The following is a 25,409-nucleotide window of genomic DNA, read 5'->3' on the forward strand; positions in this document are numbered from 1 at the left end:
GGAGTGAATAAAATGTGGCCTTTTACAAATAATAAAAGAGAAAAACAGCTTGTTGAGAGAGAGCACTCGATTAAATCAAAAGAAGAACGCCTTGAAGATGAGAAAGATTTGCTTGAGCAAAGAAAAATCGAATTTGAGCAATATAGGGACAAAGAAAACACCGCGATAAAAGATGAATTTTCAAAGTTGGATGACGCTCGTACCGTATTCGAAATGAAAAGAACCGAATATGAACCTAAATTTCAAGAAGCTATAAAAGGATTTTCAGCAAGGATCAAAGAAAATGAAGCGGATATTCAAAAACGTAATTCTGAAATTACTGTAGAACGGCAGGAAGAACAGAAAAAGTTTGCTGAGCGGCTCCATGAAGCTCACCAAAAAAGTGAAAGAGAACACGAAGAAACTCTTTTTGTACAAACCACAAAAAGAATTCAAGAAACGGATACGGAATTAAGTAGTAGACGCGATGCAATTGCTCAAAAAGAAGCAGAACTGCGTCAACGAGAAATCATTTTAGAACAAGATCGTGATAAGCTTATACAAGACAGAAAAGATTATGAACAAAAAGATTCTCAGTTAGCGGCAGAAAGAACAATCGTTTCTTCAAAAATGGCGTCTTTAGATGAACAAGCAAAAGAATTAGCCGATGCAAAAATTAAAGAGTTAAATGCGAGACTTGAAAACTACAAAGAACATCAAGAAAGATTAAGTCAAGAACGAGCAAACCTTGAAATACGGCTCATTGCCTATGAAGAGATTAAGCACAGACTTAATGGCCAAGAACCGGAATCCATATTAGTTGAAATTCAATCTCTAACCAGACAGTTAGCGGAAGCTAGAAAGACGTTACAGAATTACCCTGATAATGTTGAAGAAGAACTCAACCGTAAACAGGAAGAAATAGACAGTCTCTCGGAACAATTAGAAGACTCAAGATATAAACTCGTAGCGCTTCAAAAGCTTGCTAACAGCGGTGAATTAAATGCGGTACATAATACTTCATTAGAGACACAAAAAAACATACTTGAACAGGATAAGCTTAGATTAGAAACGCTTAATGCAGAGCAAAATGAAACGATTAAGCATTACAGAGAATTATATGATAAAGAGGCGACGCTTGAAGAGAAATTAAATTCTATTATGGCTCCGCATGAAAATTTTACAGAAGATAAAATTCGTAAAGAGCCGCTGATATTAGTAACAAAAAAAGAAGTTGAAGATTCTGTAGAGTCCGTTCCCGAAACTGATTCAGATATAAATCAAAACAGTGACAATGCCGCTAATACTGACAACGCAGATAATACCTCAGAACAGAATCAGGAAAGAGCGGTATCAGGGGAAGAGGCAATTAATGATGAGCTTTTATGGTTAGATCAAGTATGCAGAAAGATCGCCGATTATGGTCTTGCTTTTTCACCGAGAATTATTAAGGCTTTCCATACGGCATTAAAAACCGCTGAATGGTCTCCATTGGCTGTTCTTGCCGGTGTCAGCGGGACCGGTAAATCAGAATTACCACAATTATATGCAAAGTTTGGCGGCATTAATTTTGTAAATATTCCCGTTCAGCCTAATTGGGATAGTCAAGAGGCCTTGCTCGGTTACTACAATACAATTTCCGGTAAGTTTGAAGCTCAGCCTCTTCTAAAATATTTAATTCAATCTCAAAAAGAGAATTCAGAAAATTACTCTGTCAGCTTAAAAAATCAACTGAATATTATTTTACTGGATGAAATGAATCTTGCACACATTGAACAGTATTTTGCAGAATTTTTAAGTAAGCTCGAAGAACGCCGCGGAAAAGATGAAGGAACTCCGCAATATCCTACATTAGCTGTCAAATTAGGAGGAACGGATTCTTATCCGCTTGCACTTGGAAGAAATGTTCTTTGGGTGGGAACTATGAATCAGGATGAAACGACCAAAAATCTGTCCGATAAAGTTCTTGATAGAGGCATTGTTATTAATTTCCCTCGACCAAATGAATTTAAACGCCGTATAAAGATTAATAAGGATATAAAACCGGAAGAACGGTATCTTCCGATTGAGACATGGGAAGGATGGAAGGTAAACTTTACAGACGAACAAACAGCTGCCTCTGAAAAAGTAATTGCACCATATAAACAATTAGTCGAAGAGATTAATAAAGAAATCTCAAATATCGGACGTGCGATTGGACACAGAGTTTGGCAATCAATTGAAAATTATATCTGGAATTATCCGGATGTACGGCAATTGCTTATCTCTAAATCGGCAGATATGAATGACAAAGAATTTATTGCCGAATTAAACAAGAAGATTGATCCCGCATTTGAAGATCAGTTAGTCCAGAAAATTATGCCGAAGCTGCGTGGAATCGAAACGAGAGGCGAATCTAAAAAAGTTCTTGAAAAAATTTCAAGTATAATTACAAGTTTTACGAATGAAGGTCATAACATAAATATCTCTAAAGACTTCTTGAACGCAATTAAATTTGGAGACGGACAATTCCTCTGGCTTACTTCCGAATATTTAAGTATGGAACAAGATAAACAAGAGGGGCGATAATGGATAAAGAAACACGGGATTATTCAACACTCTTGAAATCTTTAACTGTAGAAGATTCTAAAGAGAAATTATTACTTTCTTTACGGGATTGGTACTATAGAATTATCGAAACGGATCCTGAAACAGGAGATCCACTCGATACTGATCTAACTGCCTTGCTTGATAAACTTATAGAAATAAAGTCATACACAGACGATAAAAATGTTTACGATTGGATATTTAATATTTTTTCATACAGTAAAAGAGGTCTTTTTCATATTTTTGAAGCTCCTCGAAAAGAAATTCTCCGTTTTCATGAACAAATGCCGGTTTATCAGGCAAGAGAAATCGATTCGATGGGGATTATAGATATTTCTAGAAGGCCAGGTAGAACAGTTAGAGAAAAAATAGCTGCCAAACCTTCCGTTATAGCTGTAAAAAGGCAACAAAGCGTAGATACTTTGGAAAATCGCTTATTAAAAAAATTAATAATAAGAGCAACATATATTCTGGAAGAAAGATTGAATATATTCACTGCCGAACCGCTTCAAATAGAAAACGAAGATTCAGAGCTTTCTATTTTATATTCAAAATTATGTAAATGGCTTAAGAGTGATGAGGCGCAAGAAATCGGTGTATGGCAAAATTTACCGCCAAATAATATTCTTTTATGTGATAAATATTATAAAAAGGTCTGGGCTACATGGCGATATATTCTTGAACTGACTGATATTATCGAAAATGATATGAATAACGTAGATAATTATTTAGCAGTCTATATATTCTGGAAAACAAGCGCATTATTACAGCAACGGAAATGCAAGATTAAGCAACTTCCTGTAAAATTTTCTATAAAAAATGAAATTTTAATAGAAACTATGGGTTATGGAGAAAATGCAGGGGTTGTTATTGAGGCTGATGATTTTAAATTAAAGATTAAAGGTAATATCATTACTTTTACATCGGAGGCCGGAGAAGAACATTCAATTAATATTGCTTATAATTTTTTTCAAATTGATGGAAAAAAATACCCTGATAAATTATTAAATCTGTTTGATGCTAATGAAATTGCCGGTAAACTTGCAAATTCAATTTCTTACTCTCCCGATAGAAGAATAGTTTATTCGAATAATACGGAAGAACAAATTTTTACGGTTATGGATTTTTCGTCAGAATGCTATTACGGCATTTCAAATACGGAATTTATTGATAGTAAAACTGAATCAGCCGCACCTTATCCGTTGAAATTATTACGCCAATTCTGGAAGGCTGATGATTCTTCGGAATTAATTAATGTTGATTGCGCCGCATCGCCATCAATTCATAAAGATAGATTGAATAATTATAAGATTGATTCAATATCTTTTGATGATATTTTATATGATAGCATTATACGTAAAGAAGTTTCTATAGAATTAAAAACGGAAGCGGCATATAATTTTATGAATTCGATGAGAGATTATTACAATACAAATAATTTCTACTATATTATGCCGGACTATCTTGAAGACTTTTCATTAGGGCTCATACGTTCTACAGCAAGCTCTGTTTTTACCAATGCGAACCCCATTCCTAGTAGTATCGGGTCAGTCTTTTCTTTTCAACATAGTAACGAATTTCCTCATTATGCCATCAAAGACAATGATTTTGTATTTGTAATTGAAAAAAAAGAATTTACCGCTGACAAAAAACTTTTATCAATTACACCTATTACTGCAAAAACAACATATAAGCAAAATGAGAAAACTGAAGAGATTAATTTAAAATCAATAAAAGAAATACCGGGAGGTGTTCGCTGGGAGCATCATCCGCCTGTTGTTATTAGTGATTATAAACCTTCAAAGATAATGGAGTATATTCTTGCGGCCGTAAAAAATACGGAAGATAAGCTTGACTCTTCATGTATCTATATTATTTCCGGTCAAGACTCAATAAAAGATGCGCGGCTCAACATGCCTAATCCCAATTGGACATTCATAAATATCCCATTTAAGCCGATACACGGGATTGCCTCTTTTGTAAAACTTCAACATCGAATTTCCGATATCCCTTTGTGGAGTGAACATCTGCCGAATGTACAGATGACTGTTATTAAGAAAGGCCGAAGGCACTATATTAACTTAACAAACGAGAAAACCGTTCTTCCGATACGCGGAAAAGCTCAAGAAATACCTATTTCGGAAACTTTTATTCTTAATAAAAATGTAAAAGAATATCATTTCAGATTGGTCAGAGGTATCGGTAAAGATACCTCTGCTTTGAAATATGAGGCTTGCTTAACAAATTCGGCATTCCCATTAAAAGCAGACACTTCTTGCGAATTAAAAATGTATTATACATACGGACAAGAGCAACCCTTTGACTTGTATTTTGTATCAATCAACTCATCAAACTTTGTACGTGCAAAAGTTCAATGGAAAGAAATTGATGAAACTAAATTCCCTGTTCCGAATTTTCCTCCTGAGCGGACATGGAGCGAGTTTATTAATTGGAAAGATAGCCGTAGTAATACTCCCCGTAATTTAGTTGAATGGGAAGAAAATAATTTTAACAGTATTATCGATTTAACTCATTTTTATGCAGACGAAGAAAATAAATTTAAAAGATACACATGTAATATTCCTTCTAATTTTACTCCAAATTATCATAAGGATATTCATGGTTATTATTTCGTTATCAAATTGAATGAAACCGAATATGTAAAAATATATCAAACGCAATTTAAGGCAGTCGAAAACTGTAATAGTTTTTCTTTTTCAATTAATACAAAACATAAACCTAAATTTGATGATGGAGTGACATTATATTCTTCTATAGGATTAACTAAAGGTATAAGTTTATCTACAAAATTAATTTCATCATTTATAAGAAGATATAGATTCCCAACAATGCAGATATGGAATTTCGGTCATTCAATTATTACAAATACCCAAGTACCGATAGCTTTTAAAGAAAAATTTAATTCTATAAAACAAGCCCTTAAATCGCTGTTATATAATCACGCAGTTCAAGAGCAAGAAATCTTATGGAACGAATTATTCTTGTATGCATGTATACTTCATAAAGATTGTCTCGATATATCATCAGACTTAATGAAAATAAAGTTACAAGAGACAATTGATTTTGAACAACATTGGAAAATCATAGAGCAAAAAATCTTCCAATTCGGATATTTTATAGGAGATGCAAATACTCCTATTCAAAAAAAGGTTTTTGATTGGGCTTTAGATTTGGCAGATCAGGATTCAAAACTAAATTCTTTTAAGCTTCAAATTCTTACAATTGCGTTGTGGCGATGTGAGCATCTATTATCTACAATTTCTATTACTCAAATGGAAACTGTATTTAATCAGGTAATAGATGGAATAAAAGATGAATATCATAAACTAAAACAGGAAATATCACTTTCTAATAGAAAACTAAATCCCTTGCGCTCTCATTTAGAATTATTATGTGCATTAATCCGCTCAAGACGCTTTGGGATAGAATATCAGCAGCTTTTTTCCCCGTTTAATTCAAGAATTCAGCAACTGATTTCCGATATAGAACATATCTATGCATGGTTAAATAAAAATAGTAAAGAACTATTTGCAAAACAAATTAAGTTCACCTTATCGGATTCCAAATCTAATAATAACTTTATTGATTATTTATTACTATGGTTAGATGGCGAAAATTCGACGGAAATGCCAAAAGTCGAGAGTGCAACAGATGATGCAACAGGCGAGGATGAGGAACTTCCTTCGGATGATGATGATGAATAATATCATTATATCTGTGAGGATGGCCGGTTTGAATGAGGCAATAAAGGCACTGAAAGCTGACAAAGCCGATTATCAATTCATTATAAATAAAATTTCGAATCAATAAATCGGCTTTGCTGTTGATTGTTAAAAATTAGTATGATTTTGAATCATACGATTTGCGGTTTTTTTTCATTAACTTGCGCTGAAGAGCCTTCTTCTTTCTATTTAAAATAGTAGACGGCTTTTCATAGTATTCGCGTTTCTTCCATTCGCGGATAATTCCCTCTTTTTCAACTTGGCGCTTAAAACGCTTAATTGCTTTTTCAAGGTTTTCGGAATCATCAATAACGATACTTGCCACTTACAGAATCACCTCCAATGGATTATATCCTTAGTATCTTCTTGTACGATAACGGTTTTCCACCCCTCTGTCAAGGTAACGAAAAATCAGTAAGTCTATGTGTTTCGGTTGTGCATAATCTCCAGTTCTTCCATAACAAGATCGACGACAGCCTGTTTTTTGTCATCTCCTTCACGGCATCGTTGCTTGGCTCGCTCACGGAATTCGTTGCAGTCTATAACGGGACTTACCTCTATGACGACCTTGTCTTGGCAAACAATGTCGCCGAGCATATTGGAAGGATCGTCAGAAATACGTAAACAGTTGCCGTTAATAGACACCAGCATCATTACATCGGAGGTTCTGATGTAGGAGTCGATTTCGCGGACGCCTCGTTTTGTTTCCGGTTTGCCGGGGCGGTAGCGGGTTCCAGCCGGATATACGATAACGGCTTTTCCTTCTTTTCGCACTTCTTCCAGCGTCCGCATTGAGGCAATATTGATGCTGCGGCTCCGTTTTTTCTCTTCTTCCAGCTGTACGGGGTCGGTAATACCGGCGAGTGTTCTGCTTGGATAAATGACAATGCGTTCATAGCCTTCGGTAAGAGCTGCTATCAGCGGGTCTTCTTCGGTAAGTTTCATGCCGGCCATTGCGATAGAGCGATGGGCAAGCTCTTCTCCAGCCGGTCCTGTTTGTTCCATTAAATATAAGAAAATCGGTAAATCGAGGTTGCTGTAGTGTTCGGAAAGGATAATGCCTTTCTTTCCTGCTTTAATTGCTTGCAAAAATTCGGTAATGTGTTTTTCAGGGTATAGTTTTGAACCGTCTAACAAAAGTTTTTTTACGGCGGATTCCAAGATTGTACGAATCTGAGGATTTTCCATTTTGTGTACATTTTCTTCAGTGATAACATTATCCTTACTTGCATACTGCTCAAATAGCGGCCTGAGTTCTTCAAGCATATTTTTTAGTACAAGACCGTCCATGTTTTCCTCCTAAAAATAATTGGGAGCATATCTAACAAGTGAATCTTTTAGAGATGCCCCATCATCACTTTATCTAAAAAAGACCGGATAGTACCGGCCGATAATATCATCCTATACGGAAAGGCGCTCCAGTAACGGCGGTAGGTTGTAAATCGATTTAATCGATGGAATTCCGGACGTTTTGGTAAAATCCGTACATCGCTCCTTTTCGTCGATGAGTACGCTCCGGCCGCCAATTTGAACAAACCCCTGAACGTAAGCGGGACAATCATCTAAAAACAATGTTTCCTCAATCGTTTTATGTACAGCGGCAAGCGGTTTGGTAAAGGCTGCCGATTGCGGTTTTCCTTTCCCTTGGTTGTAGGAAATATCAAAAACGCCGAGGAATAAGTCACTGATATTAAAGAAGTTCAAAACCCGTTCTGCGTGTGCCATCGGTGCATTGGTTAATACCGTCATCGGCATTTGTAACGAAATGAGAAAGTCGCGTAAATGGGGATCCGGCTGTAATTCTGAAATTTCCGAAGCAGGATGTACTGCGGCAAAATAAGTGTCTCTGTCGCTAAAATGATATTCACACTCAAGCCATTCGAGCGTTGTGCCGTAGTTGTGCCGCCGCGCACGTTGCAGCCTGATAGCTTCTTCCAACGGAACCGATAGAAAATCGGCAATAAATTGAAACATCCGCTCGGAGATTCTCCGTTCCATCAGATTCGATGCAGAATAAAGTGTATTATCAATGTCGAAAAGTAAATGCCCTATCATCTCTGTTGCAGTATAGCACAAAAACTAAAAAAGTCCATTAAAATAGGCTTGTTCGGCGCTATAAGCATGACTATTAACCGTTAGGCTGACAATGGTAAAGCTGCCGTCTTTATTTTTAATACACCGTTTTATATCTTTTGAAATTTTTTTTGATTCGACATCGTATATGGATTGCTTTAGTGTAAAGGCGGTCTGCTTTCCTTCAATAGTCGTATATGGCAGCAGGGTTTTTGCATAAGGGCTTGAAGCGGTTAATAATCGAAGTAATTGTTCGGGTACGGATAACTTATTTCCGTTTTCTGCCTGCGGTGCATTGACCGTACTTACCGTTAAAAAGGCCGTATTTCCGCAAAGAAAAGAGTTATCTGCAATTTTTTTCCACTGGTTATCCAAATGGAGCCGCGTGCCCGATACGGTTACCGTTTCTTTTTTTGCCGCCTTATTGAGGGTAAATACGTTTGTGTCCTGCTGAGGTTCTACCGGATCGTAGCCGTAGAATACCGATTCTCCATTGCCGTTAATAGAGCCTATTTCGGTTAATTCCAAAACAGTTTCTTTTTTTGCACCGGTTATTGTTTTCAGGTGAAAGAGGGGTATAAAAGATTGAAAGTCCAGGGTTACCGAACCGCCGAATTCTTCCATTTGCTTGCGTACTGTTGCCGTACCGAACGGTGCTTTTCCGGCACGGGGAAAGTTTTTAAGTTCATAGAGCTTCGGCAAAAGTTCCATCAAATAATTGATTCCAAAGGTGTCGTCCGATGTGATAGAAGAGATAATCTGCTGTCCGGTCAGGATTAACCGCCCCTTCTCAATTTGAGTGCTGAATATGATGGATACGGTATGGGGATTCTCCGGATCATCGGTACGGATAAATGCTCCGTAGGTTTCGTCATTATAGTATAAAAAACCAATCCACGTAGGGGATTTCCATGAATAATCGCGGTAAATAACGTAATCGCCGGAAAAAGTGCCTTGCGTAGATTCGGTTGTGGGTTTCTGCGCTGCAAAAAGGAAGGCGGGAGCAAGTATCGCCATACAGCACAGGATGAACCGTGCGGTACTTCTCTTTAAAAGTCCGTGATGATAATCCATTATAATCTCCAAAAACTGAGCTTAATAGTCCTTCGTGAAAGAAAGAGTCAGACAATTTTTAAAAAAGCTGTAAGGTTTGTAACAGACGTCTGTTAACTTTTTTCCGCGTGTTCTTCCGCATATTTCTTGAATTCTTCTTCGCTCATTTTATCGGCATAGAGCGGATAGAGCGCTTCGACTAAATCTTCCAATGTAGGGAATTTTGCACCGTCTAATTTGTATGGCATTATTGTACCTCACTTACTTTATTGAGAATTTTAATGAGCTCTTCTTTTGTTCCGTTAATGAGCGGTACATCCGTAAGAGGCATATCAATATCCCGGAGATATTCGGGTATTATCGGGGATTCGCCGCATATCCGGGTAAGAATTTCGCTTTCAAAGGCGGGATGATCCTTCGACACCAACACGAGGGATTCCCCGCCACGCCGCCGGAAGATGTTTCGGGTTTGCGCCGCGGCATACGCATGGGCGGTTGCCGTATCGAACATGATGCCGTAATGCCGGTACGAATCGCTGATCAGCGTTTCCGCTTCGGCATCCGAAACCTTGGCAGGAAAAATAATCGATTTCATGATAGCAGGACTGAGCGTGAAAATTTGTTCAAGCCGTTCAATACTGGAGGGAACGGCAGGGTCGGCAGGGCCGCGTTCCGCAAGAGGAACGGAAGAGTTAATGCAGCGGCAGTATCCGGTTTCGTCACAGTTCAGTGCATCCGTTGCATCCGTAATAAAACCGTTTACCGGTAAACGAAACTTCCATGCGTATAAGCCTGCCGCAAGATTGCCGTAATTTCCGGAAGGAACTGCATAGAATATTTCTCCTGCCGTTCGTGTTTTTATACGGGTAAAGGCAAACATATAAAAGAACACCTGCGGTAGAATGCGCCCGATGTTGACGGTATTTGCTAGCGTCAAGTTATAATCTTTTACAAGCTGCTGTTCTTGGTAAACCGATCTGATGAGGTTTTCGACTACGGCAATATCTCCGTCAACCTCTACAGGGTATACGGAGCCGCCGTTCTGAAATAAATGCTCCGGTTTTAGCCCCTTTGCGTAGCCTTTCGGATATAAGATAACCAATTTAAGATGTTTTTTGTTTCCAAATGCTGTTGCCATACTTCTGCCGCCCGCCCCGGTACTGGGGGCAACGACGATGGCATTTTTTTCATCTATTGTCAACAGATGTTCCAAGGCAGAGGCAAGCCATAAAAACCCGAAATCCCGATGATTGCCGGTCGGACCGTGGAACAGTTCCAGCAAAAAGAGGCGGTCATCAAGCTGGCGGAGCCGCGGGCTATAGGATTGAAACGCGGTTGCTGCGATACGTTCGGAGATAACCGGACTAATTTCTTCTTTGAGCAGAGCAGAGGTTAGTGAGCCTGCTATAGTCGAAAAAGCTGTCTGCTCATTCATGTGCAATATCCACGATCGTAAATCGTGTTCGGAGTAGGGAACATATAAACCGCCGTCGGCAGGCATACAATCAAAGATTGCATGTTTAAAGGAAACTGCATGTGTGCTGTTTCGAGTGCTGACTAACTTCATAGTTTCAAAGTGCTCCTTTATCAAGTCGGTATTTTTTAACAAAACCTTCCGGCTTGTAGCTCATTTTTGCATGGCGCAGCCCTTCGTCTCCCAAATCTTGCTCACGGTTGATGTATACGACGTGTTCGGGAAGTGATTGTGCAAAGGCATAGTTGATGTATTGATAGCTGCCTCGAAAATCGGTTCGTGCTTTTTCAAAATGGACAACAGCGGTAGCTCCCTGTGCTGCTAACTCGGCTAAACACCATGCGACCGGCACACCCTGTACATAGAGGATAAGGCTGAGAAAATCTGCTATTTGCGGCAATGCCAAGGCCTGCTGCGCAGCTTCGTAGTCGGTTTCTTGGAGATTGGTTTGCTCTGTTGCCCAGATGTCTAAAATTTTAGATGCGTCTTTTTTTGTATCTGTATCAAGCTTTTTTAACGTAAAATCAGGGTAATTACTCAAAAATCCGTTTACATGGTTCTTTTTTTATGTAATTGCTTTCCTGATAATGTACTTAATGAAAGACGGGTATAGAGGTAATCGAAATTATCTCGATCTTCGGTAGGCGGTTCTTTAAAATTTTGGAAAAAAGCTGCATTATCGGTTAAATATGATTCTGAGATCAACTTCCAGTAAGCACAGTCGTTCTGCAGTTCTTTAAGTGTTGCGAGCGGAAGTGGGTCTCCTATAATGAAGAAAAACGCTTTTTTCTGTTCTTCCCCTAAAAAGATCAAGGTGCGCTCATTAAATCTGCTTATTTTATATTTATACGTATTTCTAAAAAAATACAAACTTCCGAAGGTTAACTCTGACATACCGTCTTTCTGCTGCTGCAAATCGGCTTTAATGGCCTGTACAGCTTCAAGAGATAGCGGAGAAAATTCAGGATACCGCGCAATGACGTCCATGGCCGCTATGTTACTCTTTTATCAAAAAAATCGCAAGTTCTTTAGAAAAGATAAAATATGCGGACGAGGCGTTTAAAAATATTTATGAAAAACGCCTCTCTATCTAGGCTGTCAGATCCAATAGATAAGCCGATTCAGGCAAGGAAGAAGCATACCCGATGCTTTTTGAAAGCGTTATTTCCGTATGAATTTTAGTATTGACGTATTCAATCATTGCATCCAGCGTTTTTTCATCAGGTTTTGCTGTTAATAGCTTGTTTTCCCGTTCGTTTTCGCGCATTTTAACCAGCTGATCGATAAGCGTATTTAAAATCTTCAGCTTACCGATGCTGACGCCGTTTTGATCCTTAGTACGCGGCACCCCGGAAACATATTGAAAATGAGAATAAACAACTTGTTTGGTATCGACCGGAAGATATGCACGCCCTCCGGCCGAAATGTTCGTCATTGCCGCATAAGACAATGATGACAACGGTACATAATTCGATACCATACCGATCCCTCCACTATTCCAATAATCGGCATTTTCTTTATGTACTTTAGAATAATCTTATCATTTTAATGTAGCGACAGCTTGACCGGTGTCTTTTTGATATAAGCATCGAAGGTAACGCGCGCGGATCGATTTTCGTAGTAAGAAGCATATTGAATAATGATTTTCATCTTTTGATCTTCGTAGATGAAAGGCATCTCATCTGAGAAAGGCGTCTCGTCTGATATCTTTTCGGATTCTGCGCTCTCGGTTTTTAGCCGTGTATAAAAATCAAGCATTACTATCTGTCCATCTGTTTCATCGCTTATTTTTACCGATTTTCCGTCCGGTGTCATTGAAAATAAAAATGAACGATACCGGCATCGTGTATCACGGGGGATAGAGGAAGCTGGTATTGTATTTAAATCTAAATCAACTTTCACAAGAACAGCTTCGTATTCAGTGGTTTCGATAATTCGATCAATATTTTCAGGAGGCTGATTTTCTAACGGATAGTATCGATACAAGTATTCAGGACGGGGTGCGCTATCACTATTCCGATTTCTTTCGTGTATAAACTCTGTCAAATCATTACGAGGTCTGGTTATATTTTCCCTTTCAAAATAAGCATAATTATAGAATCCGATGACCGGAAAAAAGAGAATGATTGTGATAATTGCCGTTACGGTACGAAGCTTTGCAGTTATGTTTTTCCTGCTGAATACCGCAGCAAAAAAGTAAAGCGCCAAAAGGCCGTTTATTGCTATTTCGTGCAGCGGTAGTTTGTCGGACACACTAAAACCGATTCTATAACTCCTTGCAGTGATTGTTCGTTCGTGCAGCAAAGCGGCAATAAACAGGAGCGAGGCGGTACCGAGGATGCCGAGCATAAGCCGTACAATATTTTGCCGGTCTGTAAAATGCTGAATCATCAACAGACAGAGTACAATAGTGCCCAGCACAAGATAATATAACGGAAAATACATTACTTCAGTTAAACGTGGGAGTAGTGCATACTTTGCTAAGTACACAAGGCCGAGGATACCAAGCGGCAGCAGTAAAATAGGCAGCAGCTTTTGAAACATAAGGGTAAAAAATTTTGAGTGTACGAGCGGTTTTGAGTGGTATACGGCAAACACGGTCAGAGCTGTAACGGTTGCTGCCGTGTTGGTAATGCGGAAGATGATACTTTCGGTAAACACAATATTAAGATAAAAAATGGCATTAATCAAAGAGACGGTGACAAACAGTGTGCAGTATACAGCGCCGAAAAAGAGCAGCGAAACCAGAACATGAATAAACCGCAATTTAAATTCTTTCAGAAAGTCTTCCGCAGGGAAAAAGAAGATAAAAGCGCAGATGCAATATAAGTATATTAACGATAGATACACCAAATCAATGTTTTTATTGAGGGTCAAAAGACCGGTAAGATACATTGCAGTAAGTGCGGCTGTTTGGCAACAGAAGATTATCACTTTAGTGCGGACTGCCGCCGCTTTTATCTTGTCGTTACAGAGTAAAACGACCGAAAACGAAAATAGAAAATTCAAATGTATCGCATTCGGAATATATTTATAAAAGAGCTGCGATATACCTGCCGCTACTACAAAAAAGAATATGGACGGAGAACTTACGGCTGCTGCCCGTATACTCTGCATAATTTCGCTCATTCTTTCTTTGAATGTCATAGTCATTCTCCCTAAAAGTTTGTCCCTTTATCATATAGTATTATGTAGAGTCTGTAAAAGAATATGTACAAAACAATATCGGATTCTTTAAAAATTTTAAAGCCAATGGTATAATATTACTTATACTGAGTAAAATAGTATGGAGGTTCTCTGCTATGAAATTTATTATGGACGAAAGTATTGGCGCGCTTGGGATTAAAAGCATTGCGATTGGGATTGCAAAAAATGTAGATCCACAAGCTTCCTTATCAGAAGCCTTTTTAAAGAAGCAAAAAGAGATGGAAGAATGGGCATTGAAATGCGATGTTGATGAAGTATTCAATCATCCGGTCATTCAGGGATACACTGATATGCTGCAAAGCGTGGGGCGCAGTATCAAGAAATATATGCCGACCGTTCCGGCTCTTATCCGAAACATTCAGCACCGCGGTTCTATTCCGCATATTAATAGCGTTATCGATATTTACAACGTCGAGTCGTTACGTTCACTTTTGGCAATAGGCGGACACGACCTTGCTAAAGTAGACGGGCAGATAGAGTTTACCGTCAATAAAGAAGAAGGCGTTTTCCTTCCCATCCTATCCACGGAAAAGCATGTTGCTAAAACCGATTACGTGTACCGCGATTCAAAAGGTATTATGGCATGGCTGGATGTCCGGGATGGGGAACATTATAAATTTGATGACGGGACAAAAAATGCAATCTTTATCATTCAGGGAAATGCCAATACGTCCGCCGATATGCGTGTAGACGCGCTCAAGCGGATTCAAAGCGATTTAGCGGAGTGTATGCCCCAGTTGGAATTTGAGATACAGGTTATCGAGGGGTAATTCATAATGAGAAATTGAGTTTCTCTGTTTCCTGTACGGTTAAGCTGAATTTCAGAAATCGAAGGAGAGTTCTACCGCTCCGCAAGTTCCGGTTTTTTGAATAAGGAGATAGCCCAAAACGACAAAAAGAAGCGGAATGCTTCCCGATGAATTAAGCCGATATCAAGGGCGACGGCAACCAGCAAGGCCGACCGTATACCCAATTTGTTTTTACCGAATCCGATGAGCCAGTGTACAAAGGCTTCATCGTATTGGTAGTCTTGAATAAAATCGATGACGGTCTTTTTCAGCACGGGATCGCTCGTTTTTTTCGTTTCAAAGATTTCATCGAGTATATCGATGAAAAGAATAGATGGCGATTGTTTTTCGTTCCGGTATTTTTCAAACACATAATAAAAGTCGTTTTGGATACCCATTAACGATGCCAGTGCAAGCAGCGCTTCGTTTTCGATATAGGGCGGAACGGTGTCCCTGCGGAGAATATCCAGAATAAACATAGGAGAATTATCTGCATTAAAAAGCTCCAGTGCACGTATTCCTTTCAGTATCAGCGCGGGGTTTTCCGCTTGGGAAAGTATGGTGCCGATTTTAGGCTGGCTGTAGCTGTCGTTCAGCCGGGCAAGGGCGACCATCGCTTCTCCGGCAAGATAGTAGTCGTCGCTGTCGAGCGCTGCCCGTAAGGGGGTAACCGCCTGCTGCACATTGAATTTGGCGAGTATCCGCGCGGCGAGCGGCGCTGTGGTAAACGCCCCCTGTTCAAGCTCTTTCAACACTACATCGCGTACCTTCGCATTGATGGTATTCATCGAATAGAGCGCCCGTAATGCGTTCATCCGAATTGTAAACCGCGGAGATTCAAGGTAGTGCAGCAGCTGATCGCAGGATACCGATGAAGCAATTTCGCCGAGTTCGTTGAGGATTTTCTCCTCGGTTTCGATAGTCTCGCTTCGGTCTAATTTGTGCAGAAGGTTGAGTGCCTTCATATCGCGGGGAGAAAAGAGCACGGCAAGCGTTTCAAACACGCGGTAACTGCCGAGGTTCAAGAGTTTGCGCTGAAATACGATACCGATTGCGATAATGGCGATAACTATCAAGAAAAATATTTGATACGATTGCAGGTAGGAAAAACCTTGCACCCGCAAAAGGTCGAGTATCGTTCCGCCGAGGATGGAACCAGCGCCGCCGGTAATCGCAAGGATAAAGTAATAGAGCATACTTAAATCCATCAGCGCCTCTTCCGGTACCATCGCGAAGAAATATGCTTGCGACGAATTATCCTGCCCGACAAAACCGACATTGCTGATCATTGTAAATAAAATGAGGAAAACGGTACTGACTATTCCGGCGCTTGCAAGTCCCGGCGCAAAGAAAGCCGGTATCAACGAAAGGGCGCTGATTGCACTGAAAATGATAAAGATCGGTTTAGCGCCGATGCGGTCGATAATCAGATGCATTAAAAGCCCGACGCTGAGTGCACCTACAAGTGAGTACACGGATAAGATGGTCGCAGCGCTGTCTCGTCTACTGTAAACCTCTTTTGCATACACAATGATAAACGGGCGGATCATCGCAATACCGAGACTGATAATAAAGAACGCCAACACGAACCGTCTGAAGTTTGCATCTTTAAAGGCATCACGAATGTGCCTCAAAAAAGTAGAGCCTTGGCGCGGAGTCGTATTGTCTTTCCGCTTTTGACGGTTCGGCTTTGCGGACTCCGGTTCCGGTATTCTAAACAGCAGGATAGAGGCGATAAAGCCGAGCAGTATGCCGATCATGCTGGCAAGGTTATAGCTTTGTACCGAAGGATCCCGCCGTAAAAGCCACGCGAGCAAAACGGTAGCGAGTAACGCTGCAAGATTGTTGATTAAGGATAGACGCACGATATACGAGCTGCGGTCTTTCCCGGGCGCAAGGATTCTGATAACGGGATTATTGGCAATCATCCCGACGCCGCGGAAAAAATTGAACAGCCCTACCGCAAGCAATAGGCAATAGAGCGCATACTGATCGTGTCCTGCAGAGACAAGAAACGGGATGGCAAGCAGCGGCAGCAGCGAGGCGGTACGCAAAAGCCATGTACTGCCGAATGTCTGCATAATGCTGAAACGCATCACCATCAATTTACCAAGCGGAATGGCAAAAAACGAAAGATACATAAACGCAGTCAGTAAACCGACTACCGTTGTGTTGGCTTTTAAAAAGAGCGCATAAAGAGTAACCGTATTGCCGGTAACAAGCGCAAAAGAAAAAGAATTGAAGATATTGTAAATGTCGTAGATTCGCCGCCCTTGTTTAATTTTATAGGCCGACAGTTGCTCATTCATCGGCCATATTGTATAGTGAACGTATGAAAAACTCAACGGTACCCCTCCGCTCGGAGGTCGCAAAAAGCGATCAATGGGATTTAAGCAAACTTTTTACAAATGATGCGGACTGGAATGCCTCACTGAAAGACATTGCTGCCGCAAAAGACCGCGTATTAACCTACAAAACCGCCTTTGCCGCACCTGATACACTGACTGCCGAAACGGTACTTGGCTGTTTACAGGCTGTGGAAGCGGCGTCCCGTATTTCGGAAAAGACAAGCCATTATGCCTTTTTGATGAAGTCGGTGGATGAAAGCGATCCTAAAAACATCGAACGGGTTTCTCTCGCAATGATGGCGGACACGGAACTTTCTTCCGAAACAAGCTGGTTTATCCCCGCCTTGCTGGATATTCCCGAACAGACTATCCGCGGCTGGATCGACCCTGCCGGAAAGACCGGAGCTGCTTTTGCTCCGTACAAAGTCTTTATCGAAAAACTGATCAGACTAAAAGCTCATACATTGAGCGAGAAAGAAGAAAAGCTTCTGTCGCTTTTAGCCGAATCGCAGGATGTCGAGCGCCGCAGCTTCTCGACGCTTACGAATGTAGACTTCCGTTTCGGTTCGATTGAAACTTCCGACGGAGCGAAAGAACTTACGCAATCTTCATATTCACAGTTCTTAATCAATCCCGACCGGAATATCCGTAAGCAAGCGTATATGCAATTTTACGGCACATTCGACACGTACAAAAATACGATAGCGTCCTTATACACCGGTCAGGTACAGCAAAATATCGCGCTTGCCCGTATCCGCGGATACGGTTCCGCCCGTGAACAGGCACTCTATCCCGATAAGGTTCCGACGGAAGTATACGACAACCTTATCAGCACAATCCGGAAAAACTTGGAGCCGCTGCATCATTTTTATGCGCTTATGCAAAAATCGCTCAAACTTGATGAACTGCGTCACTACGATGTGTATGTTCCGTTGGTGGGCGAAGTGCGGCGGCACACTCCGTATAACGAAGCCGTTGATATGATTACCGAAGCGTTACAACCGCTCGGCGATGAATATGTTACCACGCTGCGGAACGGGCTGCTCGGCGGCTGGGTTGACCGGTACGAAAATAAGGGCAAGCGTTCGGGCGCTTTTTCGTGGGGCGGCTTTGAAGGTGATCCTTATATCATGGTCAACTATAAAGAAGACGTTATCCGGGATGTATTCACCCTTGTACACGAAGGCGGGCATTCCATGCACTCGTGGTATTCGGTACGGAACAATCCGTTTTTAAGCTACAACTATACGATTTTTGAAGCAGAGGTTGCCTCAACCTTCAACGAGGAACTGTTGTTCCGCTCCATGCTGAAAAACACGAGCGATCCCAAAATGCGGGCATACCTGCTGAGTATTCGCGTAAGCGATATCCTCGCGACGCTTTACCGCCAGACAATGTTTGCCGAATACGAGCATATCACGCATAAGCTTGTTGAAGAGGGAACGCCGCTTACCATCGAGAATCTCCGCAGCGAGTACCGCAAACTGTTGACCGCTTACTTCGGCCCTGCGATGCACTTTGAGGAATGCAGCGATCTTGAAGGCTTGCGTATCCCGCATTTTTACAATTCGTTCTATGTGTATAAATACGCAACCGGTATTTCCGCATCGCTTGCCCTTGCCGAACGGGTATGCTCGGGCGGAAAAACAGAGCGGGAGGATTACTTTAAGTTTTTAACCTCCGGCGGTTCCCGCTATCCCATCGAGTCGCTGCGGATTGCCGGCGTCGATATGGCTTCTCCCGAACCGGTTGAAGCAGCCTGTAAGCACTTTGCGCACTTGGTAAGCGAGCTTGAAAAAGCCTTAGCCGCTCTATAACCCGATTGCTCTGCCGCCGTGACTCTTGAACAAGCTCAAGCGATTATCGCTTCGCCTTTTTTCAGCGCTTTTTTAGAACCGGCGGCAGACCGGCGTGCCTTTATAACGGAGCGGTTGGCGGCGCAAGGAATTCCCTACCGTACCGTTACCCTTCAAGATAAAACACACATTGTTATTACCTACCGGCAATCCGCGTACAATCCCCGTTTTAAGATGAAAACGCTGATAGCGCACTATGACCGCGCCGCCGGTACACAGGGCGCAAACGATAATTCCGCCGCCTGCATACAGCTGCTGCTGTTTGCCCAAACGCTGCTGCATAAACGGGATGCGCATAACATCCGCATCATCTTTACCGACGGCGAAGAAGCGGGCGCGGATGGCATTAAGAACCAAGGCGCGTACCGCTTGGGGCAAGGCCTGCGTGCGCTTTCAATGCAGCAGGATGACATCTTTGTGTTTGATATGTGCGGCAGTGGGGATACGCTTATCCTTTCCGAGTCGGGGATATACGGCAGGGATACACGGAAAACGGCGGCGCTTTCTGCTTTGCATCGGCGCTGCCGCATCTATGCCGACGCCGCGTGCAGAGGGCGCTGGTTTTCGCTTCCGACTGCCTATAGCGACAACGCGGGGCTTATTTCCGCCGGATTAATCGCACAGGTTATCACCGTATTGCCGAGGGCGGAAGCGGAGCTGCTGATGCGGTATATGCCTCGCTCCGAAGCGCTCCAACGGTGCATTATCACCAATGCACATGTTCCGCCTGATTCGCCGCTTGCCGCCGTCATTCCGCAGACATGGCAGCGGATGCACACGCCGCAGGACAGGCTCGAAACACTGACGCCGCAAGCCTTTATCCTAGTAGATAAAATGCTCCGGTATCTGGCGGGGGTGAAAGAAGCGGCTGGATAAAAAGCGAGTATTAGGTTTTATTTCTAATAAGTTAATCGCATTGTAGAAATTTCATCTTTTAATGACTTTTCTACAAAACTATTCAATGACATATCCATTTTCTTTGCTGCAATTGCAACCTGACTATGAAATAATGGCGAAATACGAACATTAAATTTTCCGGAATAAGGTTTTTCAGGTTCAACGCCGTCTTCCTTACACCATTCAAGATAATCATCAACAGATGCATGAAATTCCTGTTCAATCTCATCTACTGTTGTTCCTTGAAATGTGATTACAGTACGAGTATTTATAACTTCCCCGGAAAATATACGAGCATTTTCATCATATTCAACGACACCAATAAATCCTTTATAGTTCATCATATTTTTATCCCCGCATTTTCCAAAAATTTTCTCATAGGTTTTATTGCACCTTTATCGGTAACTTTTTCAGGATGCGGCCTATGAAAAACGGCACGTTCCCCTTTCAATTCAATACGGATCCTCGAACCATTCCCTTCGGATATTTTTGCTCCCAGCGAATGTAAAAGATTTTCTATTTCCTGCCACTCAATATCTGATTGCACAGGATTTTTAAAAATAGCCTCATAAACTTTCTTTTGTTTTGAGTTCATATTGATATGATACTATACAATAGTACTATAAGCAAGCAAAATGCTGCATCAAAAAGGGTGTCTAGCTATACACAATACCGAAATAATCCAACCATTGCTTCATTACATCCTGTGCGGTAAGACACGTATCTCTTAAAAACCCGCGTTCATTTTTCCAATTTTTAATTCCTCTGTAGTAGTAAAGCTTTAGTTCTTCAGTGATGATAAAAGGAACAATGGTATGTTTAAGACATTCCTTGAACAGTATCAATCTTCCGATACGGCCATTACCACCTTGGAACGGATGAATCGCTTCAAATCGGACATGAAAATCCAATATATCATCAAGAGTGATTTCCGATTTTGCATTGTATTCCATTAATAATGATTTCATCTCTGCTGCAACATCCGCAGGTTTTGTCGTTGCCTCTCCGCCCACTTCATTTTTCAGCATTTTGTAGTCCCCAACTTTAAACCATGGTTTTTGACCGTCGGTTGTTCCGGATTTTAGGATATAATGAAGCTGTTTTATGGAACTTTCCGAAAGTTTCGTATGCGCACCTTCTATGATTACATCAATACAATGGAAATGATTTACCGTTTCAATAATATCATCAACTTTCACGACTTTATTGGTAACGCCAAGGGTTTTTGTTTCAAAAATGAAGCGAGTTTGATCGTGTGTCAGTTTTGAACCTTCGATGTGATTTGAATTATACGTAAGGTCAATCTGAATTTTGTGATAAATTCCGCCTTTCAATCCGGTTTCTTTTTCACGTTTAAGGAATGATAAGAGCGTATCCTGTTTTGCAGTATGGCGAATTTTCCGATGAGGCTTTTCTGCATTAGAAGGGATATTCCATGTTTTTCCTTCGAAAAGCGCCCCCACAATTCTACCCTGCAAACAGTAATTTCTTACACTCCGTTCACTCATGTGCCAGCGTTTTGCAGTTTCTTTAACAGATAGGTATGTTATCTTGCTCATTGGTACTATTTTAACATAGTATCGGCAATATATAAAGCGGATTTATGGGGTTTGATTTAATTATATTTTGCCGTTAATCAGTCAAGTTTATTCATGCGGCTCTTCTAATATCCCTTTGCGGGGCGTGAACTATTTGTCATGTTTAAGATGGAATACTAGAGATCAAATAAGTGAAGCGGTAGGCTTGCTTAAAAAAAAATTCATTTTATACTAAATTATAATGAGAAAACCTCTAAAAATCTCAGTTTTTTAGAGGTTTTTGATTACTCACTCTTATCAATGGAAGCTGATGGGATCTGGTGGTCTTCGCGGTCTTCAAAACCGTTGGTTGCATAATCCGCAACGGCAGGTTCGATTCCTGCCTCTTCCGGTTTTCTGTTGTAGGTGTGGCTTTGTTGACCGTCTTGTTTGTTGCAGCATTTTCGACAGATGCCGAAAAACTCGCGTATGAATCTCGTAAAGTTTGGGCTGTAGACTGCATATTCGATAATCGAGCTGTTTTATCGTGTTTAGAAGAAAAAGCCTACGATTTTCTTTTATTTGATTTTGAGGCAGGAGGTGGATATCCTCCGAATGTACTTACAGAAATTTACGCTCAGTATCCTATTTTGCCCATCTTTTTATTATCACATCAGCATTGTACTTTTATCGAAAAAACAGTTTTTGCAACGGATATGATATTGGGCTGTTTTTCAATTCCGTATGAGTTCAGTATATTATCCAGCACTATTCAAAATATGCTTGAGGGAAAAATTGTTCCGATAATGGATACGTATACTATTGATCCGTTGACAGCTCCGCTTTATACAAAGCTGCAGGGGCAGAGTATCGAGATACAAATGGTACGGAATTTTATTTTACAGGCAGCTCAGAAAAATTCCCATGTGCTTCTGTACGGTGAAAGCGGTTCCGGTAAAGAAGTCGTAGCTTCGCTTATCCATCAGTATTCTAAAAACCGTTCAGGTAAATATGTGCCGGTTAATATTACTTGCATTGCGGAAAACCTTGCAGAAAGTTTATTGTTCGGCTCATGTAAGGGAGCGTATACCGGAGCGATTGATAAAGAAGGTCTTTTTTCGGAGGCAGATCAAGGAACATTGTTCTTTGATGAAATAGAGAATCTTACATTGAATTTACAGGCAAAGCTTTTAAGGGTTATCGAAACACGCGAATATTATAAACTGGGAGGAACACAAAAGTATTCTTCCGATTTTAGATTGATTTGTGCTACAAATTGTGATCTCGAAGAGATGGTTGATCAAGGTCTTTTCCGTTTGGATCTTTTTTACCGGCTTGATGTATCGCATCTTGTTATTCCTCCGCTGCGGCAGCATAAAGAGGATATTAGGGTACTGGCGTACAATTATTTAAAACGATCGAGAAAGCATTTATCAGGGGATGCGCTGCGGCTGCTTTATAACTACAATTGGCCGGGGAATGTCCGGGAATTGTTTAACTGTCTGGAACGGGCTGTGTTTGCAGCTAAGGCCTCTCCGGTTCTTTTTCCGCAGCATTTCGACATTTAACATAGCACAGCTTTTGAAAAAGCTCTTCCAAATACCGTGCTTCCCGGGCGGATAATCCCGCTCTTGCAATTATCTCTTGGAAAAATCGGATGTTGTCTTCTTTCCCTGCATGTTTAAAAAGTCCCATTTTACATAAACAATCGTTGATATGTTCCGATGTCGAGGTAACCCTCGTATACGGGATACGTTCGTATCCATACTTTCGTGGGCTATAGGCGCGGAACAGGGTATAACAGACAATTTGTACCGCATGCGAAAGGTTAAGCGATGGAAAATCGGGCGCTGACGGGATATTAACCGCTGTCGAACAAACATTTAATTCTTCATCGGTGAGTCCTGTTCGCTCATTCCCGAATACGATGCCGGTAAGTCCTTCTGCCGTATTAAATGAAAACGAAGCAAAATCCTCCGGAGTCATTCCCCATGATTTGCGTTTTTCTCCTACACGCCGTGTCGTTCCGGCGACGATACAGCAATCGGCAACCGACGCTTTTAATCCGTCGATCGAGGGTTCAAAAAAACGTGCTTGTTGCCATATTGCTCCGGCATGGATAGCTAACCGGAGGATTTCTTCTTCGTCATAATCTTTTTTGTTACCTATAATACGTAAATCGGAACAATTATTGTTGGCCATTGATCTGCAAACAGCACCGATGTTACGGCTTATTTCAGGGCGGCAGAGAATAACCGCAACCGGAAGCCGTTCTTGAGAGGTTGAAGTACCCATAGCAATATTTTGTGTAGAGAACGCTTGCTATGTCAAGTGCTTCGGAGTATAATAAAAGACATAAGCGTGAGAACTGCCTCATAAACCGTATAATAAGGAATACGCTATGGATAATGTGCTGCAAGGTAAAAGCGCATTGGTCGTTGGCGGAACAAGTGGAATTGGTTACTGCTTAGTACAATCGCTTTTACAAGAGTCTGTTTCTGTCGTGGTGCAGGGGCGGATGAATTCAAAACGTGTTACAAATCTTTGCTGCCAAGGAAATGTAGCCTGTTTTATCTGTGATTTGCAAAATGACTCCTATGTGGAGGAACTGTGTAAATATGCCAATGCTGCTGATATTCTGTGTGTTGTTTATGGTCCGTTTTTGCAAAAGCCGCTTGATATGACGACTGTTCAGGAATGGAACACAACCGTATACGCAAACCTTACATTGCCGGGAATATTGGTTTCATCTGCTTTAACCGGTATGAAAGAGCGGAAATGGGGGCGTATTTTGTTATTCGGGGGTACGGAAACGCAGGTTTTACGCGGTTTTCGGACAAATGCTGTATACGGAGCTGCAAAAACGGGGATTATGTCGCTTGTAAAATCCGTGAGCATGGAATATGCTCGATATGGTATTACGGCAAATGCCGTTTGCCCGGGGTTTACCGATAGCGGTTTATTGTCGGAAGAGACGCGGGCTATGTGGGAGAAAAAAAACCCCGACGGTAAGCTTGTTGATCCGTCTGCGATTACGGATGCAGCGCTCTTTTTATTAAAAGATAGCGCCTATAATGGAGTTGTAATGCCGGTTGATAAAGGATGGTCATCGTTTTAAATAAACCTCTTGAATAGGGATATGAATACAAGTATAATTTTTATTTTATAAAATAATAGACTGAATAAAGGATTGTCATATGAATGATGCAGAAATAATTCAGAGTTTCGACAACGAAAAAGACAAAAGCCTTAAAATACAACTCCAAAAGGTGGAAGGGCTTGAAAAATGTATCGTAATTATTCTGTCGGGATATGTCGATACATATAATTCAACATTCTTTCAAAAAAGAGTTACAACCCTTATTGATGCGGGGTATATTCAGATTATTTTTAACTGTGCTCATTTGGATTATGTTTCTTCTACAGGAATCGGCTCTTTTACTGCTTTCCTAAAGGCGGTAAAAGGAAAAGGCGGTGATATTGTATTATTAAGCCTCCAGCCGAAAGTATATGAAGTGTTCCAATTGCTCGGGTTTGCTACTTTCTTTACTATCCATGACTCCTTAGAAACGTCTATTGAATTCTTTAAAAATAAAGGGGCCAATACTACTTCTCAGGTTACTCTTTTCCCTAAAATCTTTTCGTGTCCTATCTGTGCAAAAAAATTAAAAGCGCCTCGTGCAGGTCGTTTCCGCTGTTCCGAATGTAAGACCATTCTGGCGGTTGATAATAATGCGCAGGTTTCGCTCGGTTGATATTAGATAACAGTATTACTTGTGCGGAAGTTGTGGATATCTTGTAAACAGTATATCTGTACTTTCTGCATTTTACTATATCATCTATATCGTTTTGCTTTTCTAAAGCTATATATAAAAAGGTTTTACGCTG

The 25,409-nt window shown here is 41.0% G+C and carries 21 protein-coding genes, 1 tRNA gene and 1 pseudogene; 9 read left to right on the plus strand and 14 right to left on the minus strand.

What is annotated here, in order from left to right:
* Window positions 1–12: 12 nt before the first annotated feature.
* Together QI63_RS12410 and QI63_RS05375 are read left to right on the plus strand one after the other, a co-directional pair.
* Window positions 13–2,547: a hypothetical protein gene (locus QI63_RS12410; protein ID WP_052185489.1), complete on the plus strand. Its 2,535-nt coding sequence runs from the start codon at window positions 13–15 to the stop codon at window positions 2,545–2,547.
* Complete coding sequence (locus QI63_RS05375; protein ID WP_044014535.1) at window positions 2,547–6,290, plus strand: DUF2357 domain-containing protein; 3,744 nt, start codon at window positions 2,547–2,549, stop codon at window positions 6,288–6,290. The genes QI63_RS12410 and QI63_RS05375 overlap by 1 nt, the downstream gene beginning before the upstream one ends.
* Window positions 6,291–6,423: 133 nt before the next feature.
* Here the strand turns inward: QI63_RS05375 and rpsU are convergent, their stop codons facing one another.
* The 9 genes and pseudogenes from rpsU to QI63_RS05415 all read right to left on the minus strand — a co-directional run bounded on the left by rpsU (window position 6,424) and on the right by QI63_RS05415 (window position 14,055).
* On the minus strand, window positions 6,424–6,633 hold the full coding sequence (rpsU, locus tag QI63_RS05380; RefSeq protein WP_006188264.1) for a 30S ribosomal protein S21: 210 nt from the start codon (window positions 6,631–6,633) through the stop codon (window positions 6,424–6,426).
* 95 nt (window positions 6,634–6,728) lie between these two features.
* Entirely contained in the window at window positions 6,729–7,598 is an 870-nt protein-coding gene (locus QI63_RS05385; RefSeq protein WP_044014537.1) for a 1-acyl-sn-glycerol-3-phosphate acyltransferase, read from the minus strand.
* Window positions 7,599–7,709: 111 nt separating this feature from the next.
* Complete coding sequence (locus tag QI63_RS05390) at window positions 7,710–8,363, minus strand: HAD-IA family hydrolase (RefSeq protein ID WP_044014539.1); 654 nt, start codon at window positions 8,361–8,363, stop codon at window positions 7,710–7,712.
* Between the two features lie 24 nt (window positions 8,364–8,387).
* On the minus strand, window positions 8,388–9,455 hold the full coding sequence (locus QI63_RS05395; protein WP_044014541.1) for a DUF7954 domain-containing protein: 1,068 nt from the start codon (window positions 9,453–9,455) through the stop codon (window positions 8,388–8,390).
* Window positions 9,456–9,547: 92 nt separating this feature from the next.
* Entirely contained in the window at window positions 9,548–9,682 is a 135-nt protein-coding gene (locus QI63_RS13410; RefSeq protein WP_016522790.1) for a hypothetical protein, read from the minus strand.
* Window positions 9,682–11,001 (minus strand): pyridoxal-phosphate dependent enzyme, encoded by a 1,320-nt coding sequence (locus tag QI63_RS05400; protein ID WP_044014543.1) that lies wholly within the window; start codon window positions 10,999–11,001, stop codon window positions 9,682–9,684. Before QI63_RS05400 ends, QI63_RS13410 begins: the two co-directional genes overlap by 1 nt.
* A gap of 4 nt (window positions 11,002–11,005) precedes the next feature.
* Window positions 11,006–11,895 (minus strand): annotated as a pseudogene (locus tag QI63_RS13500) (DUF2156 domain-containing protein).
* Window positions 11,896–11,998: 103 nt separating this feature from the next.
* Entirely contained in the window at window positions 11,999–12,388 is a 390-nt protein-coding gene (locus tag QI63_RS05410; protein WP_044014545.1) for a hypothetical protein, read from the minus strand.
* A 65-nt stretch (window positions 12,389–12,453) separates the two neighbouring features.
* A complete protein-coding gene (locus QI63_RS05415) occupies window positions 12,454–14,055 on the minus strand; it encodes a hypothetical protein (protein WP_044014547.1) in 1,602 nt (533 codons plus the stop codon).
* A gap of 155 nt (window positions 14,056–14,210) precedes the next feature.
* On the opposite strand from QI63_RS05415, the gene QI63_RS05420 reads away from it, so the two are divergent.
* A complete protein-coding gene (locus QI63_RS05420; RefSeq protein ID WP_044014549.1) occupies window positions 14,211–14,885 on the plus strand; it encodes a B3/B4 domain-containing protein in 675 nt (224 codons plus the stop codon).
* 71 nt (window positions 14,886–14,956) lie between these two features.
* Here QI63_RS05420 and QI63_RS05425 read toward each other — a convergent pair whose 3' ends face one another.
* Window positions 14,957–17,212 (minus strand): MFS transporter, encoded by a 2,256-nt coding sequence (locus QI63_RS05425; RefSeq protein WP_044017096.1) that lies wholly within the window; start codon window positions 17,210–17,212, stop codon window positions 14,957–14,959.
* A gap of 23 nt (window positions 17,213–17,235) precedes the next feature.
* On the opposite strand from QI63_RS05425, the gene pepF reads away from it, so the two are divergent.
* Window positions 17,236–19,068 (plus strand): oligoendopeptidase F, encoded by a 1,833-nt coding sequence (pepF, locus tag QI63_RS05430; protein WP_044014551.1) that lies wholly within the window; start codon window positions 17,236–17,238, stop codon window positions 19,066–19,068.
* 18 nt (window positions 19,069–19,086) lie between these two features.
* Window positions 19,087–19,983, plus strand: coding sequence for a M28 family peptidase (locus QI63_RS05435; protein WP_052185490.1), 897 nt, complete (start codon window positions 19,087–19,089; stop codon window positions 19,981–19,983).
* Between the two features lie 23 nt (window positions 19,984–20,006).
* Here QI63_RS05435 and QI63_RS05440 read toward each other — a convergent pair whose 3' ends face one another.
* From QI63_RS05440 to QI63_RS05450, 3 genes are all read right to left on the minus strand, one after another.
* Window positions 20,007–20,348, minus strand: a complete 342-nt coding sequence (locus QI63_RS05440) for a type II toxin-antitoxin system HicB family antitoxin (protein WP_044014553.1) — start codon at window positions 20,346–20,348, stop codon at window positions 20,007–20,009.
* Window positions 20,345–20,599 (minus strand): type II toxin-antitoxin system HicA family toxin, encoded by a 255-nt coding sequence (locus QI63_RS05445; RefSeq protein WP_081984409.1) that lies wholly within the window; start codon window positions 20,597–20,599, stop codon window positions 20,345–20,347. The genes QI63_RS05440 and QI63_RS05445 overlap by 4 nt, the downstream gene beginning before the upstream one ends.
* A 61-nt stretch (window positions 20,600–20,660) precedes the next feature.
* The gene (locus tag QI63_RS05450; RefSeq protein WP_200877771.1) at window positions 20,661–21,563 is read right to left on the minus strand and encodes a Fic family protein; all 903 of its coding nucleotides are present in this window, start codon (window positions 21,561–21,563) and stop codon (window positions 20,661–20,663) included.
* Between the two features lie 281 nt (window positions 21,564–21,844).
* On the opposite strand from QI63_RS05450, the gene QI63_RS12920 reads away from it, so the two are divergent.
* Together QI63_RS12920 and QI63_RS05455 are read left to right on the plus strand one after the other, a co-directional pair.
* Window positions 21,845–21,933: transfer RNA gene (locus tag QI63_RS12920), tRNA-Sec, on the plus strand.
* Between the two features lie 16 nt (window positions 21,934–21,949).
* Window positions 21,950–23,089: a sigma 54-interacting transcriptional regulator gene (locus QI63_RS05455; protein ID WP_235619799.1), complete on the plus strand. Its 1,140-nt coding sequence runs from the start codon at window positions 21,950–21,952 to the stop codon at window positions 23,087–23,089.
* Here QI63_RS05455 and QI63_RS05460 read toward each other — a convergent pair.
* A complete protein-coding gene (locus QI63_RS05460) occupies window positions 23,046–23,816 on the minus strand; it encodes an RNA methyltransferase (RefSeq protein WP_052185491.1) in 771 nt (256 codons plus the stop codon). The genes QI63_RS05455 and QI63_RS05460 overlap by 44 nt on opposite strands.
* A 106-nt stretch (window positions 23,817–23,922) precedes the next feature.
* On the opposite strand from QI63_RS05460, the gene QI63_RS05465 reads away from it, so the two are divergent.
* The gene (locus tag QI63_RS05465; RefSeq protein ID WP_044014559.1) at window positions 23,923–24,639 is read left to right on the plus strand and encodes an SDR family NAD(P)-dependent oxidoreductase; all 717 of its coding nucleotides are present in this window, start codon (window positions 23,923–23,925) and stop codon (window positions 24,637–24,639) included.
* Window positions 24,640–24,718: 79 nt separating this feature from the next.
* Complete coding sequence (locus QI63_RS05470) at window positions 24,719–25,276, plus strand: STAS domain-containing protein (protein WP_044014561.1); 558 nt, start codon at window positions 24,719–24,721, stop codon at window positions 25,274–25,276.
* Window positions 25,277–25,409 lie beyond the last annotated feature (133 nt).

It is taken from the genome of Treponema sp. OMZ 838, from assembly GCF_000775995.1.
Taxonomy (GTDB): Bacteria; Spirochaetota; Spirochaetia; order Treponematales; family Treponemataceae; genus Treponema.

What these genes read in the sequence shown, in the direction of transcription:
- QI63_RS05470 (WP_044014561.1), top strand. Translation starts at nt 24,719, where the DNA reads ATGAATGATGCAGAAATAATTCAGAGTTTCGACAACGAAAAAGACAAA.
- QI63_RS05420 (WP_044014549.1), top strand. Translation starts at nt 14,211, where the DNA reads ATGAAATTTATTATGGACGAAAGTATTGGCGCGCTTGGGATTAAAAGC.
- QI63_RS05395 (WP_044014541.1), bottom strand. Translation starts at nt 9,455, where the DNA reads ATGGATTATCATCACGGACTTTTAAAGAGAAGTACCGCACGGTTCATC.
- QI63_RS05415 (WP_044014547.1), bottom strand. Translation starts at nt 14,055, where the DNA reads ATGACATTCAAAGAAAGAATGAGCGAAATTATGCAGAGTATACGGGCA.
- QI63_RS05385 (WP_044014537.1), bottom strand. Translation starts at nt 7,598, where the DNA reads ATGGACGGTCTTGTACTAAAAAATATGCTTGAAGAACTCAGGCCGCTA.
- QI63_RS05410 (WP_044014545.1), bottom strand. Translation starts at nt 12,388, where the DNA reads ATGGTATCGAATTATGTACCGTTGTCATCATTGTCTTATGCGGCAATG.
- QI63_RS05440 (WP_044014553.1), bottom strand. Translation starts at nt 20,348, where the DNA reads ATGATGAACTATAAAGGATTTATTGGTGTCGTTGAATATGATGAAAAT.
- QI63_RS05400 (WP_044014543.1), bottom strand. Translation starts at nt 11,001, where the DNA reads ATGAAGTTAGTCAGCACTCGAAACAGCACACATGCAGTTTCCTTTAAA.
- QI63_RS05460 (WP_052185491.1), bottom strand. Translation starts at nt 23,816, where the DNA reads ATGGGTACTTCAACCTCTCAAGAACGGCTTCCGGTTGCGGTTATTCTC.
- QI63_RS05375 (WP_044014535.1), top strand. Translation starts at nt 2,547, where the DNA reads ATGGATAAAGAAACACGGGATTATTCAACACTCTTGAAATCTTTAACT.
- QI63_RS05450 (WP_200877771.1), bottom strand. Translation starts at nt 21,563, where the DNA reads ATGAGCAAGATAACATACCTATCTGTTAAAGAAACTGCAAAACGCTGG.
- QI63_RS05425 (WP_044017096.1), bottom strand. Translation starts at nt 17,212, where the DNA reads ATGAATGAGCAACTGTCGGCCTATAAAATTAAACAAGGGCGGCGAATC.
- QI63_RS13410 (WP_016522790.1), bottom strand. Translation starts at nt 9,682, where the DNA reads ATGCCATACAAATTAGACGGTGCAAAATTCCCTACATTGGAAGATTTA.
- QI63_RS05445 (WP_081984409.1), bottom strand. Translation starts at nt 20,599, where the DNA reads ATGAACTCAAAACAAAAGAAAGTTTATGAGGCTATTTTTAAAAATCCT.
- QI63_RS12410 (WP_052185489.1), top strand. Translation starts at nt 13, where the DNA reads ATGTGGCCTTTTACAAATAATAAAAGAGAAAAACAGCTTGTTGAGAGA.
- pepF (WP_044014551.1), top strand. Translation starts at nt 17,236, where the DNA reads ATGAAAAACTCAACGGTACCCCTCCGCTCGGAGGTCGCAAAAAGCGAT.
- QI63_RS05465 (WP_044014559.1), top strand. Translation starts at nt 23,923, where the DNA reads ATGGATAATGTGCTGCAAGGTAAAAGCGCATTGGTCGTTGGCGGAACA.
- QI63_RS05390 (WP_044014539.1), bottom strand. Translation starts at nt 8,363, where the DNA reads ATGATAGGGCATTTACTTTTCGACATTGATAATACACTTTATTCTGCA.